We start from the raw sequence: 15981 nt of genomic DNA on the forward strand, positions 1-15981 counted from the left end.
CAAGGAGAGCCACCATGCTCAACCTCGCGCTCATGCTCGAAGGCACCGCCGACCGGCTGCCGAGCCGGGAGGCCGTCGTCCTCGGTGACACCCGCCTGTCGTACGCCGAACTCAACGGTGCGGCGAACCAGGTCGCGAACCTGCTCGTCGACAGCGGCATTCGGCCCGGTGACCGCGTCGCGCTGTCGTGCCCGAACCTCCCGTACTTCCCCATCGTCTATTACGGGATCCTCAAGGCGGGTGCCGTCGTCGTACCGCTGAACGTGCTCCTCAAGGCCGGCGAGATCGCCTATCACCTGCAGGACTCAGGTGCCAAGGCGTACTTCTGCTTCGAGGGCACCCCCGAACTGCCCCTGGGTGCCGAGGGCTGGCAGGGCTTCGGCAGGGCCGACGGGTGCGACCACTTCTTCCTCATCGCCGCGGACCCTCACGCGCCGAGCCCGATCGAGGGCGTAACCACGTTGGGAATCGCACTCGCCGGCAAGGCCCCTCAGTTCCAGACCGTGGTCACCGAGGCCACGGACACCGCGGTGATCCTCTACACCAGCGGAACCACCGGACAGCCAAAGGGCGCCGAACTCAGCCACGCCAACATGGTCATGAACGCCATCACGTGCTGGCGCCTCTTTGGCGCCGCCGACCAGGACGTCCATCTGGTGACGCTGCCGCTCTTCCACTCGTTCGGGCAGACGGTGCAGATGAACGCGGGCCTCTACGGTGGCGCCACGCTGGTTCTCCTGCCCCGGTTCGACGCGACAGCGGCACTGGCGCTGATGGATCGGGAGCGGGTCACCTTCTTCGCCGGCGTGCCGACGATGTATTGGGGCCTGCTCTCCGTCGCCCGGGAGAACGGCAACGCTCCGGCGATCGCGGCGAACCTGCGGATGGCGATCTCCGGTGGTGCCGCCCTGCCGGTGGAGATCCTCGAGCAGGTGGAAAAGGTGTACGGCGTCCGGATCCGGGAGGGCTACGGCCTCTCCGAGACCAGCCCCGTCGCCTCGTTCAACCACCCCGGCCGGGAGGCTAAGCCCGGTTCGATCGGGCAGCCGGTCTGGGGTGTACAGATGATGCTCGTCGATGCCGACTGGAACGAGGTCCCGGAGGGAGAGCCGGGTGAGATCGCGATCCGGGGTCACAACGTCATGAAGGGCTACCGCGGCCGCCCCGACGCCACCGCGGAGGTGCTCCAGGACGGGTGGTTCCGCACGGGTGACGTCGCCCGCCGGGACGAGGACGGCTACTACTTCATCGTCGACCGGGCCAAGGACATGATCGTCCGCGGTGGCTTCAACGTGTACCCCCGGGAAATCGAGGAGACCATGATGACTCACCCGGACGTCAGCCTGGTTGCCGTGGTCGGCGTGCCACACGAGTCGCACGGCGAAGAGGTGAAGGCCTTCGTGATCCGCAACCCGGGATCACGGCTGACCGAGGGCGAGTTGGTGGATTGGTGCAAGGAGCGGATGGCGAGCTACAAGTACCCCCGCCTCGTCGAGTTCCGGCACGAGCTGCCCATGACCTCCACGGGCAAGATCTTGAAGCGCAAGCTTCGCGACGAGGCGTGACACAGTTGCGCAGGCGGCGCCAGCAGCCACCGAGGCGGGCCGCGGGCGGGCCTTGCCACCAGGCAGGGAGCGAGCGCATTCGGGCCTGGAGGGTTTGCCGGGACCCGGTCGGGTACCCGCGCCCATGGCCGCTGACCGGAGCCCCGTGCCCCGCCCTGAGGAGGTATCCGACCAGGCCAAGAACCTGGCACGGCGCGGTGGTAGGGCCGGCAAGCTGCGGCTACGTCAGGTTGAGATCATCCTGGTCATTGCGGCGCAATGCGGGCTCGCCGCCACCCTGTCGTGGGGGCTCGCGCACGAGGTGGCGGGTCGTCCCGCGCCGGTCTTCGCGCCCAGCGCGGCCGTCGGCACGATCGTCGCCGCTCTCGGGCAGCGCGCCCGCCGTACCGCCGAACTGATGCTGGGCGTCGGGCTGGGACTGCTCACCAGCGATGTTCTACTGCGTTTCGTCGGGTTCGGGGGCTGGCAGATCGGTCTGGTGGTGGCGATTTCCATTGCCGTGGCTCTGCTGATGACTGGGCGCAGCGGCGCGCTGGTCGCTCAGGCCGGCAGTACCGCCGTGCTTCTCTCCACGCTGTCTCCGGTCCAGCAGGGCCTCGAATGGGGGCGGCTCATCGAAGCGGGGTCGGGTGCCGTCGTCGGGCTGGTGGTGGTCGCGTTGCTGGTGCCGATCAACCCGGTACGCGTTCTCGACCGCGCTGCCGCGCCGCTGGTCGAGACCCTCAGTACGCAGCTGCGGGAGGTCGCACACGCGCTGAGACAGCGGGACCCGGATCGCGCGGTGCGGGCGCTGGATCAGCTTCGCGGCATGGACGCCGATCTCGACCGGATGCACGAGGCACTGGGTGGCGCCGAGGAAGTGGTGACCATCGCGCCGGCGCGTTGGCGGCGCCGACGCGATGTGGAGCGTTACCAGCACGGCATTCAGAACATGGATCGGGTGGCCTTCGAGAGTCGGGCGATGGCCCGCTGGGCCTCGACGTCCCTGCAGTACGACGAGCCGGTGCCGGAGGAACTCATCGCCGCCGTGGAAAGGCTCGCCGAGACGGTCCTCGTGCTGCTGCGGGAGGCACGGAGGGCTGGCCCGTTCGAGCAGACCCGCGACGGGGTACTGGATATCGCGGGGCTCGTCGGCCGGGCGTGCCGCAAGGGCCCCAAGTCGTACGGGAACGCCATGGTGATTCAGCTCCGCACAGTGTCGAGCGACCTGCTCAGGGCGACCGGGTACGAACCGGACACCGCCAACCGTATGGTGCGCGAGGCGGTCAACCTGTAGGGGCTGCCCCTGAGCGGAGGCCGTCGAGGCCCGGTAGGGGCCGCTGGCCGATCTCGTGGGACTGGTCCCCCGGCAGGCCCAGCATCCGGAGCAGGTCCTCGGTGACCCGGTCGGTCGCTTCGGCGTCGTCCCGCTCGGGATGGTCGTGCAGCAGTTGCCCGAGGCACAGCGCGGCGCCGGCCACGATCACCATCGCCAGCTCGGGGTCGCGCACGCTGAACCGGCCGGCGCGAACGCCGTCTTCGATGTCGCGCCGGGCTCGCGGTGCGAGTCCCTTGTCTGAACCGGCCAGGGCAAGGCCGTTGTTGAGCAGGACCTTGCTCAGCTCGGGACTGCGGCGGTGGAGGCGTCCGGTCAGCCGGAAGCTCTGCGCGAAGACGTGGGCCGGGTCGTCCAGGCCCACGGTCAGCTCGTCGAGCAGGGCGCCATAGCGCTCGAAGGCGTCCTCAACCGCGGCCTGGAAGAGCTGCTCTCTGCTGTCGAAGTGGTTGTAGAACGATCCCATCCCCACGTCCGCCGCCTGGGTGAGCTCGAGGATCGGGACGTTCAGCTTGCCGGCGGCGATGAATGCCTGGGCCGCGCGCACAAGTGCGCAACGAGTACGTGCTTTGCGCCGTTCCAGGCGGTTCGGGGCGTGCCTGGTCTGTTGGGCCATGCCTGCTTGCTCACCTCTCCCAGGTCGGTCTGCGCCCACCTTAACCCCGGTGACCCTCAGATATGACGGAATCGTCATCTGCCCTTGACTGACGTTACCCTCGTAAGTGACGATTTCGTCAACAGCTTGGAAGGAGCGGGACATGACCGAGCGGCACGACCCGCACACCGGTCTGCACAGCGAGCAGGGTGCTCTGCCGGGCGAGCACCCGGGGAGGGCGCGCAACCCGATCGTCAAGGTGCACGACCTGGCCTGGCTGGAGTTCCAGAAGCCCGATCTTGAGCGGGCCGAGTCGTTCGGCCACGCCTTTGGCTTCACGACGTCGCTGCGTACCCACGACGAGCTGCACCTGCGGGGCACGGACCCCGCCTCCCCCTGCGTGCTCATCCGCCGCGGCCCTCGGTCCCGGTTCGTCGGCCTCGCCTTCAAGGCCGCCGAGCCGAACGATGTGCTGCGGCTGGCGGACGCGACCGGGACGACCATGGCCAGCCTGCCGGAGAGCCTGGGCGGGGTGACGGTGGATCTGGTCGACCCGAGCGGGGCGCGCGTCCGCGTGGTCGCGGACACGCACGAATTCCCCGCGCTCCCCACGCAGCACCCACTGACCTTCAACATCGGGCACGACGTGGCGCGGGCGAACGCCACCCAGCGGCCACCGCGGGAGCCGGCCAAGGTGCAGCGCCTCGGTCACGTCGTGCTGCAGACGACCAGATACCTAGAGACGCTCAACTGGTATCTCGAGCACCTCGGCCTGATCGTCAGCGACTTCCTCTACCACCAGGGACAGCGCGAGCGCGGCCCGGTGATGAGCTTCATCCGCTGCGACCGCGGCAGCACACCCACCGACCACCACACCCTCGCGATGACCCTCGGCCCGGCCAACCGGTACGTGCACTCCGCCTACCAGGTCCCCGACCTCGACTCGCTGGCCGCCGGCGGGGAGCACCTGCTCGACCGGGGCTACCAGCGGTCCTGGGGGATCGGCCGGCACATCCAGGGCAGCCAGATCTTCGACTATTGGCGCGACCCGGACGACTTCCTGGTCGAGCACTTCACCGACGGCGACCTGTTCGACTGCACGCTCGAGCCGGGCTGGGCACCGATGGCCGCCTCCGGGCTCGCCCAGTGGGGTCCGCCCGCCACCAAGGACTTCCTCGGCATGAAACCCGGCCGGGAAACACTTCGCGAGCTGCGCGCGGTCATCGGCGCGCTGCGCGAGGACAACGAATTCGACCTCCACCGCCTGCGCGGCCTGATGAAAGCGTTCACCTCATGAGCACCTCCGTCCTGCGCACCGCCGACGCCTGGTGGGTGCTCACCCCCACCGGCGCCGCCAAGGTGCACACCAGCGCCACCACCACCAGCGAGCTGCTGGCCGACCGGCCGGCGATCCTCGCGGCCGCGGCGAGCAGTGACACCGTTCCGGTGGACGACCTTGCGCTGGTCTCCCCGGTGACGGCGCCCTGCCGCGTCGTCGCCCAGATGACGAACTTCGCCTCGCACGTCAAGGACAGCGGCGGAGATCCCGCAACCGTCCCCTTGACCTTCTTCCGCAAGACCTCGGGCTCGATCAGTGGGCCGTTCGCCGACGTGGTCCGCCCCGCCCACGTGCGTCTGCTCGACTACGAGGTGGAGATCGGCCTGGTCTTCGGCCGCGAGATGCCGGTCGGCACGACCGTCACCGACGACAACCTCGCCGAGTACGTCGCGGGCCTGGTGGTCACCAACGACATCTCGGCACGTGACGTCCAGCTGCCCAAGACCCAGTTCTACGAGGCCAAGTCCTACCCGACCTTCACCCCGGTCGGCCCCGCGCTGGTGCTGCTCGACGCCGACGAACTCAAGCGGTTCATCGACCTGCGGCTGAAGCTGTGGGTCAACGGCGAGCTCCGGCAGGACATGACCGTCGCCGACATGATCTACCGCCCGGCCCAGGCGCTGCAGGCGCTGACCCGCTTCCAGCGGGTCGACCCCGGCGACCTGCTGCTGACCGGCACGCCCGTCGGGACGGCCCTGAGCGCGCCACCGAAGCCGGTCATGTTCCTCGTCTCGCTGCTGCCGCCCGCGGTGAAGTGGAAGATGTTCTTCAAGGGCCAGGCTCGGAACCCCCGGTACCTCCAGGACGGCGACGTCGTCGAGGCCACCATCGCCACCGACGACGGCGCGATCGACCTGGGCCGGCAGCGCACGGTCGTGAGGTACGCCGGATGACCGGGCCCCTGCTGTGGCCGGACTACGCCACGCCCGCCGACCTGGCCGCGATCGAGGCCGTTCCGCTGGAGGCGCGGGGCCTGCCCGAGTCGACGTACGCGCTGCTCGCGCGAGCGGCTACGCGCTGGCCGGACCGTACGGCGATCAGTGTCCTGCCGGACGCCACCCGCTGGCGTGAACCGCTGCGCCGTACCTTCGCCGAGCTCCTGGCCGACGTCCACCGGTACGCGAACCTGCTCCACGACCTCGGTGTGCGGCGGGATGATGCGGTCGCGCTGATGGCGCCCAACTGCGCCGAGCTGATCACCGCGACGCTGGCCGCGCAGCTCGCCGGGATCGCGGCACCCGTGGGCGGCGGCCTGTCCCGGCAACACGTCGCCGAACTCCTCCGGCGCTCCGGCGCCCGCGTGCTGATCACAGCCGGGCCCGACCTCGCGCCGGGCACGTGGGACACCGCGCAGTCGCTGGCCCGCGACGGCCTGCTCGACGCGGTCCTCGTGCTCCGGCCCACCGGCGCGGCGGGCACCCCGGAGCCGCTGCCTGCCATCGACGGCGTGCGCATCGGCTACCTCGGCGAATTCGCCACGGCCAGGAGTCCATCCGCCTTCACCGGTGACCTGCCTCGGTCCGCCGATCTGGCCGCGATGTTCCACACCGGCGGCACCACCGGCGCCCCGAAACTGGCCGGGCACACGCACGCCAACGAGGTCGCCGACGCGTGGATGCTGGCCGCCAGCTCCCTGTTCGACCAGGAGACCGTGGTCTTCGCGGCCCTTCCGCTGTTCCACGTGAACGCCCTCGTGGTCACCCTGCTCGCGCCCCTGTTCAAGGGGCAGGCGGTGGTGTGGGCCGGTCCGTTGGGCTACCGGGATCCCGCATTGTTCGGCGCGTTCTGGAAGATCGTCGAGCACTACCGGATCGCCGCCATGAGCGCAGTACCCACGGTGTACGCCACGCTGGCCCAAGTTCCGGTCGACGCCGACATCAGCAGCCTGCGGTTTGCCATGGTGGGGGCGGCGCCGCTGCCCGCCGCGGTCCGAGACAGCTTCCAGGCCCACACCGGAGCAACCCTGGTCGAGGGCTACGGGCTCACCGAGGGGACCTGTGCGAGCGCGCGCAGTTTCCCGGACGTGTCGCGGCCGGGCTCGGTCGGGCAGCGCCTGCCCTACCAGAGGCTGCGCGTGGTCGCCGCGGACGGAACCTGGGCGGACCTGCCCGCCGGCCAGACGGGCCTGCTGGCCATCAGCGGACCGACGGTGTTCCCCGGCTACGTCACCGACCGCGACGAGAACGGCCCGGTCCTGGACGGTCTGGGCAAATTGGTCGACGGCTGGCTGGACACCGGCGACCTCGCACGGGTCGACGAAGACGGCTTCGTCTACCTCGCCGGCCGGGCCAAGGACCTCATCATCCGCGGCGGACACAACATCGACCCCTCCACCATCGAGGACGCGCTACTGACCCACCCGCAGGTCACCGCCGCCAGCGCGGTCGGACGCCCCGACGTGCACGCCGGCGAGGTACCCGTCGCCTACGTCACCCTCGCTCCCGGCGCCACGGTCGCGGCGGAGGAACTGGGCGCCTGGGCGCGCGAGCGAGTGCCCGACCGCGCCGCCGTGCCCAAGACCGTCACGGTCCTCGACGAACTGCCCGTCACCGCCGTCGGCAAGCTCTACAAACTCGCGCTCCGGGCGGACGCCGCCCGCAGGGAACTCCGCGCGGCACTCGACGAGGTCGCCGGCGTGCACGACATCGAGGCCACGATCGAGGGCGGCTCCATCGTGGCCACCGTCAAGATTTCTCCCTCCGCCGAGGATGCCGTCAAGGCGATTCTGGGCCGTTATGCCATCGGATGGCGATTGGTGGTTATGTCATGACCCTCGCTGCTTCCATCCTCGCGGTGCTGCTCGCGCTGATCTTCTCCGCCCTGGGCACATCCAAGATCCGGGCCGTGCAACCGATGCGGGAGCTGGCCGCGGAGGCCGGTTTCTCCGTCGCGGCCTATCGGCGCATCGGCCTGCTCGAGGTCGCCGCGGCGGTCGGACTGCTCATCGGCCTGTTCCAGCCGCTGATCGGCGTCCTCGCCGGCGCCGGGCTGCTGCTCCTGCTCGGCGGGGCCCTCGCGGTGCACCTGCGCAAGGGAGACGGCCCGCGCAAGTACGCACCGGCCCTCGTCTGCGGGCTCCTCGTCGCCGCCTACCTCATTCTTCAGTTGCTGACGCGATGACAGAGGTTCCGGTCGTGATCGTCGGCGCGGGCCCCACCGGGCTCACCGCCGCGACGCTGCTCGCCCAGTACGGCGTGGAGTGCCTGATCCTCGAGCGCTGGGAGTCGATCTATCCCCAGCCCCGGGCCGTCGCCCTCGACGACGAGGTCCACCGCATCCTGGCCCGCCTCGGGCTCCGGGACGAGTTCGCTGCCATCTCCAGGCCGCACCGGGGCCTGCGGCTCCTAGATCGGAACATGCGCGTGCTGGCCGAGTTCCAGCGCGATGTCGAGCAGGGTCGGCACGGCTACCCCCAGGGAAGCCTGTTCGACCAACCGCAACTCGAGGCGATCCTCCGCCGGAATCTCGCCCGGTACGGCACCGCCACCCTTCGCGGCAGCACCGAGGTCACGGCGGTGATCCAGGATGCCGGCGGGGTGCGGGTCGGCTTCACCGACATGGCCACGGGCGAGCACGACTCCCTCCGCGCGGCGTACGTCCTCGGGTGCGACGGCGCCAACAGTCTCACCAGATCCTCCATCGGCGCGGCCATGCAGGACCTGGGATTCACGCAACGCTGGCTCGTCATCGACGTGGTCACCGAGGCCGAGCTCGGCCAGTGGGACGGGGTGCACCAGCTCTGCGACCCGGCCCGCGCCGGCACGTACATGCGGGTCGGTAAGACCCGCTACCGGTGGGAGTTCCAGCTGGTACCGGGTGAAACCGCCGACGACTTCCGCGACATGAGCCGGCTGCATCCGCTGATCGCACCCTGGACCAGGAACATTCCCGTCGCGGAGCTGGAGATCGTCCGCGCGGCCGAGTACACCTTCCGCGCGCAGGTCGCCGGCCGGTGGCGCGACCGGCGGGTGTTCCTGCTCGGCGACGCCGCCCACCTCACCCCACCGTTCATCGGCCAGGGCATGTGTGCCGGGCTGCGCGACGCGATGAACCTCGCCTGGAAGCTCGCCGGCGTGCTCGGCGGGACCCTGCCCGAGACCGTGCTCGACACGTACGAGATCGAACGCAAGCACCACGCGCGCGCCATGATCAAGCTGGCGAGTCTGATCGGCACCGCGATGACGGCCGGCGGTGAGCTGGGCAGCATCATTCGCCGCGCCGTGGCGCCGCGGCTGCACCTCGTGCCCGGCCTCACGGACGTGGCCACGGACAGCCAGACACCCCCGCTGCGCCGCTCCGACCTCGTGGTGCGGCCACGGCTGCGCCGTAGCCTCGCCGGCCGACTGTGCCCGAACGCGATAATCGACGGCGACCGCCGTTTCGACGACGTCGCCGCAGGCCGATTCTCGATCGTCACATCCCACGTGCCGTCCGCCACCGAACGAGCCAACATCGAACGTCGGGGAGCCGTTCTCGTCACTGCCCGACCGGGTAGCGAGCTGCACACATGGTTGAGGACAGGGGGTGTCCGCGCGGCCGTCGTCCGCCCTGACGGCGCCGTTCTCAGTGCCAGCCGCCGGCTACTCCCCCACACGATCGATACTGTGCGGCCGGTTGGCGGATGACCACGGGCTCGGGCGCTCTGCGGTTGCTGGGCGAAGGTCCCCGGTCGCAGTTTGGTGATCGAGCACCAGTACCGGTAGGAGAGTCGTTAAGCTCGCCCCGGGAAAGCCAGGCCGACCTCCGCGCTCGAGCTTCTCGGCATCGAAGCCGGGTGGGCCTCGGCCCGGTCGGAGCGGTGGGCGGAGGTGACATGCGGATCGCACTGGCACTCGGCGGAGGCGGGGCGCGTGGCTACGCGCACATCGGGGTGATCCAGATACTCGAAGAGCGTGGGTTCGACATCGCCGGCGTCGCCGGTTCGTCCATAGGCGCCCTCGTCGGTGGCCTCTACGCGGCGGGCAAGCTCGACGTTTACGTCGACTGGGTACGGACTATCGGCTACCGCGAGGTGCTCCGCCTGCTCGACCCCGCAGTACGCGCGCCAGGCGCATTCCGGGCAGACAAGGTGATGACCCGAGTCGGCGAACTCCTCGACGGTGTGCGCATCGAACAGCTACCCATGCCCTTCACGGCGGTCGCGACCGACCTGCTGGCCCGCCGCGCGGTGTGGTTCCAAGATGGCCCGCTGGACATCGCGGTGCGTGCGTCCATCGCGCTGCCACTCGTGATCACCCCAGTCATGATCAACGGCCGGCTCCTCGCCGACGGCGGCCTGATGGACCCGCTGCCGATGGCGCCAACGGCCGCCATACCGGCCGACGCGGTCGTCGCCGTATCCCTCAACGGCACCCGCGCCACCTCCCACCCCGCGGCACCGGTTCGGGAGTCGGCCGACCCGCACCCGACTCGTGCGCGGTCGAATCACGTGCAGAGCGACGTCCCAGTCCCCAACCGGGTCGGTGCGGCCGTAAAGACCATCATCACCGGCAGCCGCGAAGCAGAACCTCTGCCCGCCGGCCTGCGCGCACCCGACATTGTCAGCCTGTCCATCGAGGCCGTGGAGGACCTCCTCACCCGGTATCGGCTCGCGGGCCAACCACCGGATCTGCTGATCGAAATCCCGACGGACGCCTGCCGCGGCCACGAGTTCCATCGCGCAATCGAGATGATCGAGGTAGGTCGGCGGGCAGCAGTCGAAGCCCTGGCGTCGAGCGGCTTCGCGAGCTGAGAGCGTCAGATGATGGAGGGTCGTGAGGCCGAGCCGTCCCGCCGGCGCGTCCAGCGGTGACCTGGACCCGTCCTCACGCAGTTCGTCACTCACCACGGTCTCGTGTTGGCACCACCCGCCGGCCCACACGGCCTCGTGGACCTACTCCGCAAGCGAGTCTTCGTTTCTATGGCTGACACCCTGACCAAGAGGCCGAGCCGATCATGCGGCCCCACGGAGCGGCCGGTAGGCCGCCGGGAAGGTCAACACCAGTCCGGTCACCAGCGACACCACCGCGACCATCGGTGGCGCGAGGTGCCACGCATCGACATAACCGACTGCGCAGTGGATCCCGATCGCCGCCGACAGCGAGACCGCGCCGGCGATGAGCAGGGTCTCCCACAGTGGCGCGAGATGCGCGAACATGGGCCGTCGAAGATGACGGCAAGGTATCGCTGCCAGAGGTCGGGCGAGGCGTCCGGCACGTAGTTGGTGACGTAGTTGGGCGCGCATCAGCATGATGACGTCGGCACCGGTGGCGTCGGCCCGGACGGCGCCGGTTCACGAGCTCGACGCTCGCGCGGAGCCGATGCGGATCTCGGTCGGCTGCGCCGGCGCCGAAGGGATCGGGGCGTGACATTGGTGGTCGCCGGCGCTGTCCGGGTCGAGCAGGTCCTCATACACCCCGACCTTGAATCTGATCAGGTCCAGGCACTCGGTCAGCTTGCTGATCTGGGTGGTGACGTGCGCTTGGTGCTCGCGTAGGAGCGTGAGTCTTTCTTCCTCGTTTCCGGCTCCCTGCCTGACGAGGTCGGCGTATCGGCGCAGCGCGGGCAGGGGCATGCCGGAGGCGCGGAGGATGATGCAAACGGTGAGCCAGTCCACGTCGTCCTGGCTGTAGACACGACGCCCGCCAGGTCCGCGCCGCACGGGGTTGACGAAGAGGCCCTCGTGCTCATAGAAGCGCAGCGCGTGGACGCTCAAGCCGGTACGTTCGGCGATCTGCCCGATGCTCAGATTTGTGGTGACTTCAGCCATACCGTTCAGGATAGCGGCTTGACCTAGAGCCGACTCTAGATCCTAGAGTCCTCCGTGATCGACGCCTCTGTCGCTCTGTGTAATCACGGCTGAACCAGTAAGGGAAGCATCACCATGCGCTATCGCACCCTCGGCGGAACCGGCATCGAGGTCAGTACCTACTGCCTCGGGACCATGATGTTCCAGGATGGCTGCAACTCCGACCACGACGATTGCGTCCGTATCATCCACGCCGCCCTCGACCAGGGGATCAACTTCGTCGACACCGCCGACATGTACGGACAGGGTGAGTCCGAGGAAATCGTGGGAAAGGCGCTGCGGGGGCGCCGTGACGACGTCGTACTCGCCACCAAGGTGCACTTCCAAATGGGCGAGGGCCGCAACCGCAGTGGCAACTCACGGCGTTGGATCCTCACGGCGGTCGAGGACAGCCTCAGGCGCCTGAACACCGACTGGATCGACCTCTACCAGGTCCACCGCCCCGACCCCTCGACCGACATCGAGGAGACGCTCTCGGTACTCAGCGACCTCGTGCGCGAGGGAAAGATCCGCTCCTTCGGCTGCTCGACGTTCCCGGCCGAGGAGATCGTCGAGGCGCATCACGTCTCCGAGCGGCGCGGACTCGGACGCTTCCGCACCGAGCAGCCGCCGTACTCGATCCTGGCCCGCGGAATCGAGGCCTCGCTCCTGCCCGTCTGCCAGCGCTACAGGATGGGGGTACTGATCTGGAGCCCACTCGCGTTCGGGTTCCTCACCGGCAAATACCGCAAGAACCAGCCCATCGACCTGTCAGCTGGCCGTGCCTCGATCCGGCCGGCGCTATTCGATCCCGCGAATGCGGAAAACGCCGCCAAGCTCGACGCCGTCGAACAGCTCGTCGAACTCGCGGAAAGCATCGGCTGCACCCTCCCCCAGCTCGCCATAGCGTTCACCGTGGCCCACCCCGCCGTCACCTCGGCGATCATCGGACCACGGACCATGCCGCAGCTGGAGGACCTCCTCAAGGGCGCCGCGCTCACCCTGGACGATGCGACCCTCGACCGGATCGACGAAATCGTGCCGCCCGGCACCAACCTGTACAACCCCAACGCTCCCCTGCCCCCGCGCTCGCTGACCGACACCGCGCTACGTCGCCGCCCACTCGCCGACCGCGCGGCCGCGTGAGCTGATTGTGGTCGGTCAGTTGCTGGATCGGGGGAGACGGGCGTCCCCCCGTCTCCCCCGCGCCTTCCGAGTCTTCTGGCTCGGCGAAGCCATCAGCCTGCTCGGGACCGCGACCACGGCGACACTGCTGCCACTACTAGCGGCCACGCAGCTGGATGCCGGTCCGGGCTGGATGGGAATCCTGGCGGCGGCGAGCTGGTCGCCCTGGCTGATCCTCGGTCTGCCAGCCGGTGCGCTCGCCGACCGGTGGCCGCCCCGCACGACGATGATCGTGAGCGATCTGATCGCGGCCACCGCTGCCGCGACCGTGCCACTGCTGTGGGTGACCGACACGCTGTCGCTTGCGGCACTGGTCGTGGTGGCGTTCGTGATCGGCTCGTGTGCCGTGGTCTTCCGAGCCGCGCTGCCCCGACTCGTCACCCGCGTAGTCGACGCCGAGCAGCTCGGGACCGCGAACTCGATGCTGTACGCCACCGAATCGGCCAGCACGATCGTCGGGCCCGGACTGGCCGGCCTGATCGCACAGGCCATGTCCGCCGCGCTCGGCGTCCTCCTCGACGCGATCAGCTTCCTCGTATCGGCGGCCTGCCTCGCCCGAACGCGCCCCCAGACCCGGTCATCCGATCATGCCGTGGCCATACCGGAAGAACCCTTCCTTCGGCGAATCCGAGCCGGAGTCAACGTCGTCGCCCGCGACCGTTACCTGCGATACTTCGCCGGCCTGGCCGCGATGCAGAACTTCGGCCTCACCGGCCTGCTGTCCCTCCAGGTCCTCTTCCTGGTCGACGAGCTCTCCGCACCACAAGCAGTGACCGGACTCGTGCTCGCCACCGGCGGCGTCGGCGGCGTCATCGGCGGACTCTGCGGCCCACACGTCGCCCGCCGGCTCGGCACCGCACGCGGCCCGATCGCATTACAGCTCACCAGCTGCAGCTGCCTACTGGTACTGCTGGCCGGCCCCGGCGCAGGTGTCGCCTGGATGGCCGCCGGTCTCCTGCTATGCGAGTTCGCGATCGTCGCAAACAACGTCATCCGCACCACCTGGCGCCTCACCTACGTCCCTGACCACCTCCAAGCCCGCGTCAGCACCACGACCCAGATGCTCGCCTTCGCCGCGATGCCCGCATCCGGCCTCGTCTCCGGCTGGCTCGGCCAGCAACTCGGCATCCGCACTGCTCTAGCGATCATGCTCGGCATCTACGTCACGGGCGCACTCACCATGCCATTCGGCCCGCTCAAGGGCCAGCGCGACCTCCCCACCCCACCCCGGCCCTCGCGGCTCCTCGAAAGGACCGCAGCCGCAGCACGATGAGCTACCGGCCGCTCAAAGCGCACCGGGATGACTGTACGGCCACATCGTTCAGTGTCGCGGTCATCACGGCACCTTCCTCGCCGGGCACTACGCCCGGCGGGTCAGGCCGGAAACACCCTTAGATCCACAGTCCCAGAGACTTCTCCGAAGAGCCGGCTTGGGGATGCGAGTCGGTCACGCTGGAGCCAGTTGCCGTTCCCCGGTGTCCTCCCGGGCCCGCCACCGCGGCTGCGGGGTCGTTGATCATGTGTCGGTAGACGATGTCGGACAGGCGTCGTTTCAGCGCGCGCATCGCTTCCATCGATGTCTTGCCGGAGGCCTTCTTCCGGTCGAAGTAGGCGCGTCCCTCGGTGGGGTTGCGTAGCTGGACGGTGGCCATGATGTGCAGCACCCGGTTGATCTGCCGGTTGCCGGCGCGGGAAAGCCGGTGGCGTATCTGTTCGCCGGATGAGGCGTCGATGGGGGCGGTGCCGTTCCAGGACGCGAAGTGGGCCCGGTTAGGGAACCGGGTGATGTCGCCGACCTCGACCAGCAGCCGGGCGGCGCCGGAGGGTCCGATGCCATGCAGGTCCATCAGGGTGGTGCCGGTGGAGGCGACCAGTTCCTTCAGTTCCTTGTCCGCGTCCTTGGCGCGTTGGTAGACCCGTTCAAGGTCACTGATCAGCTCCGCGGCGACCCGGCGTCGGGCCTTGCCGACCGCGTCGCGAGGCCGGACCGTGGCCAACAGCGTTTTGGCCTGGGCGGCGGACAGGTTCTTCTTCGCTCCACCGGGATCAGTTCCAGCAGCAGTTGGTGCAGCTGGGAGACCATCCGGGTGTGGTCCTCACCGAGGGAACGGCGGCGGTCGACCAGGATCCGCAGCAGGGCCAACTGCTCGTCGTTGACCACCGGACGCAGCCCGGCCATTCGGGTGCCGACCAGCGCGACGGAGTGCGCGTCGGTGGCGTCGGTCTTGCGGCCCTGCCCCGTGGCGAACAACCGCGCCCGGGCGGACAACTTCGGCGGAACATCCACGACCTGCTCGCCGTCGGCCAGTAGCCGGTTAGCGATGTGCCGGCCGATGCCCTGGCAGCCCTCGATCGCCCAGACCCGATGCGGCCAGCGCGTGGCGTACTTCCTCATCGCCGTGCAGCCGTCCCGGCCGGTGTCGAAGCGGCCGGCGCCGACGACGGTCTCGTCGCCGGCCATGACCTCGATGGTGGCGGAACGCTTGTGCGGGTCCATACCGATGACCACGCGATCCGACGTGACACTCAACGTTTCCTCCGATGCTCGATCCACCTGGTTCCTCGAGCCGGGAGGGCAACGCTACTTCGAGCAGAGCAAACCCCTCTTGAGCCTCTCCCCGCCCTTGGGGCGACGCCCGGGGACTGCGCAGGCCAAATGAGAGCCACACGACCAGCGTGGGCAGCCGCAATCAGAGCGACAACCCGGGCGCCTCGACCGAAGCCTGGCCGGGCAACGGTCGCAGGTCAATGAAACAAGTAGCCGATGAGCGGTTGCCGTCCGATCGGATTAGAACATCCCGTTTGGGGTTCTGGATGGCTCGGGAACGGGTTGGACGACGTCCCAGTGTTCGACGATCTTCCCGTCCTCGAGCCGCCAGATGTCGACGACGGCGATGCCGCGCTCATCTTCCGGAGTGCTCATGTGGTAATGCACGACGACGTACTCGTCGTCGGCGACGATCCGCTTAGTGTCCAGCTTCGCGCGCGCGACCGGCGCGGCGGCGATGAACTCGACGAAGGCGTCCCGGCCCGACGGGTTATCCGGGCTGTGCTCGACGAAGTCCTCCCGCAGCAGGGTCCGCAGCACCTCGATGTTGCCAGCGGCGAATTCGGCGAAGCCGCGCAGGATCAGGTCCTTGTTGCGGTGCGCTGTGGTCATGTCAGTCATGTCGCAGACAATCGCTTACACACCCGTCCGCCGTCGATTACATCAGA

16 protein-coding genes are annotated in these 15981 nt (G+C 69.0%); 10 read left to right on the forward strand and 6 right to left on the reverse strand.

Annotated features, from left to right (window positions below; genetic code table 11):
* Positions 1–14 precede the first annotated feature (14 nt).
* Both ACZ6S5_RS26115 and ACZ6S5_RS26120 read left to right on the forward strand, forming a co-directional pair.
* Positions 15–1565: a long-chain-fatty-acid--CoA ligase gene (locus tag ACZ6S5_RS26115; protein ID WP_466004552.1), complete on the forward strand. Its 1551-nt coding sequence runs from the start codon at positions 15–17 to the stop codon at positions 1563–1565.
* Positions 1566–1710: 145 nt separating this feature from the next.
* Complete coding sequence (locus tag ACZ6S5_RS26120) at positions 1711–2841, forward strand: FUSC family protein (RefSeq protein ID WP_466004554.1); 1131 nt, start codon at positions 1711–1713, stop codon at positions 2839–2841.
* On the opposite strand, the gene ACZ6S5_RS26125 is transcribed toward ACZ6S5_RS26120, so the two are convergent.
* Positions 2831–3496, reverse strand: coding sequence for a TetR/AcrR family transcriptional regulator (locus ACZ6S5_RS26125; protein ID WP_466004556.1), 666 nt, complete (start codon positions 3494–3496; stop codon positions 2831–2833). The two genes, ACZ6S5_RS26120 and ACZ6S5_RS26125, sit on opposite strands and share 11 nt — an antisense overlap.
* A 142-nt stretch (positions 3497–3638) precedes the next feature.
* On the opposite strand from ACZ6S5_RS26125, the gene ACZ6S5_RS26130 reads away from it, so the two are divergent.
* The 6 genes from ACZ6S5_RS26130 to ACZ6S5_RS26155 all read left to right on the forward strand — a co-directional run bounded on the left by ACZ6S5_RS26130 (position 3639) and on the right by ACZ6S5_RS26155 (position 10545).
* Positions 3639–4772: a VOC family protein gene (locus tag ACZ6S5_RS26130; protein ID WP_466004557.1), complete on the forward strand. Its 1134-nt coding sequence runs from the start codon at positions 3639–3641 to the stop codon at positions 4770–4772.
* Entirely contained in the window at positions 4769–5707 is a 939-nt protein-coding gene (locus tag ACZ6S5_RS26135; protein WP_466004559.1) for a fumarylacetoacetate hydrolase family protein, read from the forward strand. The genes ACZ6S5_RS26130 and ACZ6S5_RS26135 overlap by 4 nt, the downstream gene beginning before the upstream one ends.
* Positions 5704–7584 (forward strand): acyl-CoA synthetase, encoded by a 1881-nt coding sequence (locus tag ACZ6S5_RS26140; RefSeq protein WP_466004560.1) that lies wholly within the window; start codon positions 5704–5706, stop codon positions 7582–7584. The genes ACZ6S5_RS26135 and ACZ6S5_RS26140 overlap by 4 nt, the downstream gene beginning before the upstream one ends.
* Positions 7581–7934 carry a DoxX family protein gene (locus ACZ6S5_RS26145; RefSeq protein WP_466004561.1) on the forward strand — a complete coding sequence of 118 codons (354 nt, stop codon included), beginning with the start codon at positions 7581–7583 and terminating at the stop codon, positions 7932–7934. The genes ACZ6S5_RS26140 and ACZ6S5_RS26145 overlap by 4 nt, the downstream gene beginning before the upstream one ends.
* A gap of 14 nt (positions 7935–7948) precedes the next feature.
* Positions 7949–9439: a bifunctional 3-(3-hydroxy-phenyl)propionate/3-hydroxycinnamic acid hydroxylase MhpA gene (gene mhpA, locus ACZ6S5_RS26150; RefSeq protein WP_466004563.1), complete on the forward strand. Its 1491-nt coding sequence runs from the start codon at positions 7949–7951 to the stop codon at positions 9437–9439.
* A gap of 188 nt (positions 9440–9627) precedes the next feature.
* Positions 9628–10545 carry a patatin-like phospholipase family protein gene (locus ACZ6S5_RS26155; protein WP_466004564.1) on the forward strand — a complete coding sequence of 306 codons (918 nt, stop codon included), beginning with the start codon at positions 9628–9630 and terminating at the stop codon, positions 10543–10545.
* Positions 10546–10746: 201 nt separating this feature from the next.
* Here ACZ6S5_RS26155 and ACZ6S5_RS26160 read toward each other — a convergent pair whose 3' ends face one another.
* Both ACZ6S5_RS26160 and ACZ6S5_RS26165 read right to left on the reverse strand, forming a co-directional pair.
* Positions 10747–10950: a hypothetical protein gene (locus tag ACZ6S5_RS26160; protein WP_466004566.1), complete on the reverse strand. Its 204-nt coding sequence runs from the start codon at positions 10948–10950 to the stop codon at positions 10747–10749.
* A gap of 135 nt (positions 10951–11085) precedes the next feature.
* On the reverse strand, positions 11086–11562 hold the full coding sequence (locus tag ACZ6S5_RS26165) for a MerR family transcriptional regulator (protein WP_466004567.1): 477 nt from the start codon (positions 11560–11562) through the stop codon (positions 11086–11088).
* Between the two features lie 114 nt (positions 11563–11676).
* Here ACZ6S5_RS26165 and ACZ6S5_RS26170 point away from each other — a divergent pair, with 114 nt between their 5' ends.
* Together ACZ6S5_RS26170 and ACZ6S5_RS26175 are read left to right on the forward strand one after the other, a co-directional pair.
* Positions 11677–12726, forward strand: a complete 1050-nt coding sequence (locus ACZ6S5_RS26170) for an aldo/keto reductase (RefSeq protein ID WP_466004569.1) — start codon at positions 11677–11679, stop codon at positions 12724–12726.
* 7 nt (positions 12727–12733) lie between these two features.
* Entirely contained in the window at positions 12734–14038 is a 1305-nt protein-coding gene (locus tag ACZ6S5_RS26175) for an MFS transporter (protein WP_466004571.1), read from the forward strand.
* Positions 14039–14156: 118 nt separating this feature from the next.
* On the opposite strand, the gene ACZ6S5_RS26180 is transcribed toward ACZ6S5_RS26175, so the two are convergent.
* From ACZ6S5_RS26180 to ACZ6S5_RS26190, 3 genes are all read right to left on the reverse strand, one after another.
* Entirely contained in the window at positions 14157–14762 is a 606-nt protein-coding gene (locus ACZ6S5_RS26180; RefSeq protein WP_466004572.1) for a transposase, read from the reverse strand.
* Positions 14699–15274: an IS110 family transposase gene (locus tag ACZ6S5_RS26185; RefSeq protein ID WP_466004574.1), complete on the reverse strand. Its 576-nt coding sequence runs from the start codon at positions 15272–15274 to the stop codon at positions 14699–14701. Before ACZ6S5_RS26185 ends, ACZ6S5_RS26180 begins: the two co-directional genes overlap by 64 nt.
* A gap of 279 nt (positions 15275–15553) precedes the next feature.
* On the reverse strand, positions 15554–15934 hold the full coding sequence (locus tag ACZ6S5_RS26190) for a nuclear transport factor 2 family protein (protein WP_466004575.1): 381 nt from the start codon (positions 15932–15934) through the stop codon (positions 15554–15556).
* Positions 15935–15981: the final 47 nt, after the last annotated feature.

It is taken from the genome of Micromonospora sp. NPDC051924 (genome assembly GCF_055586005.1).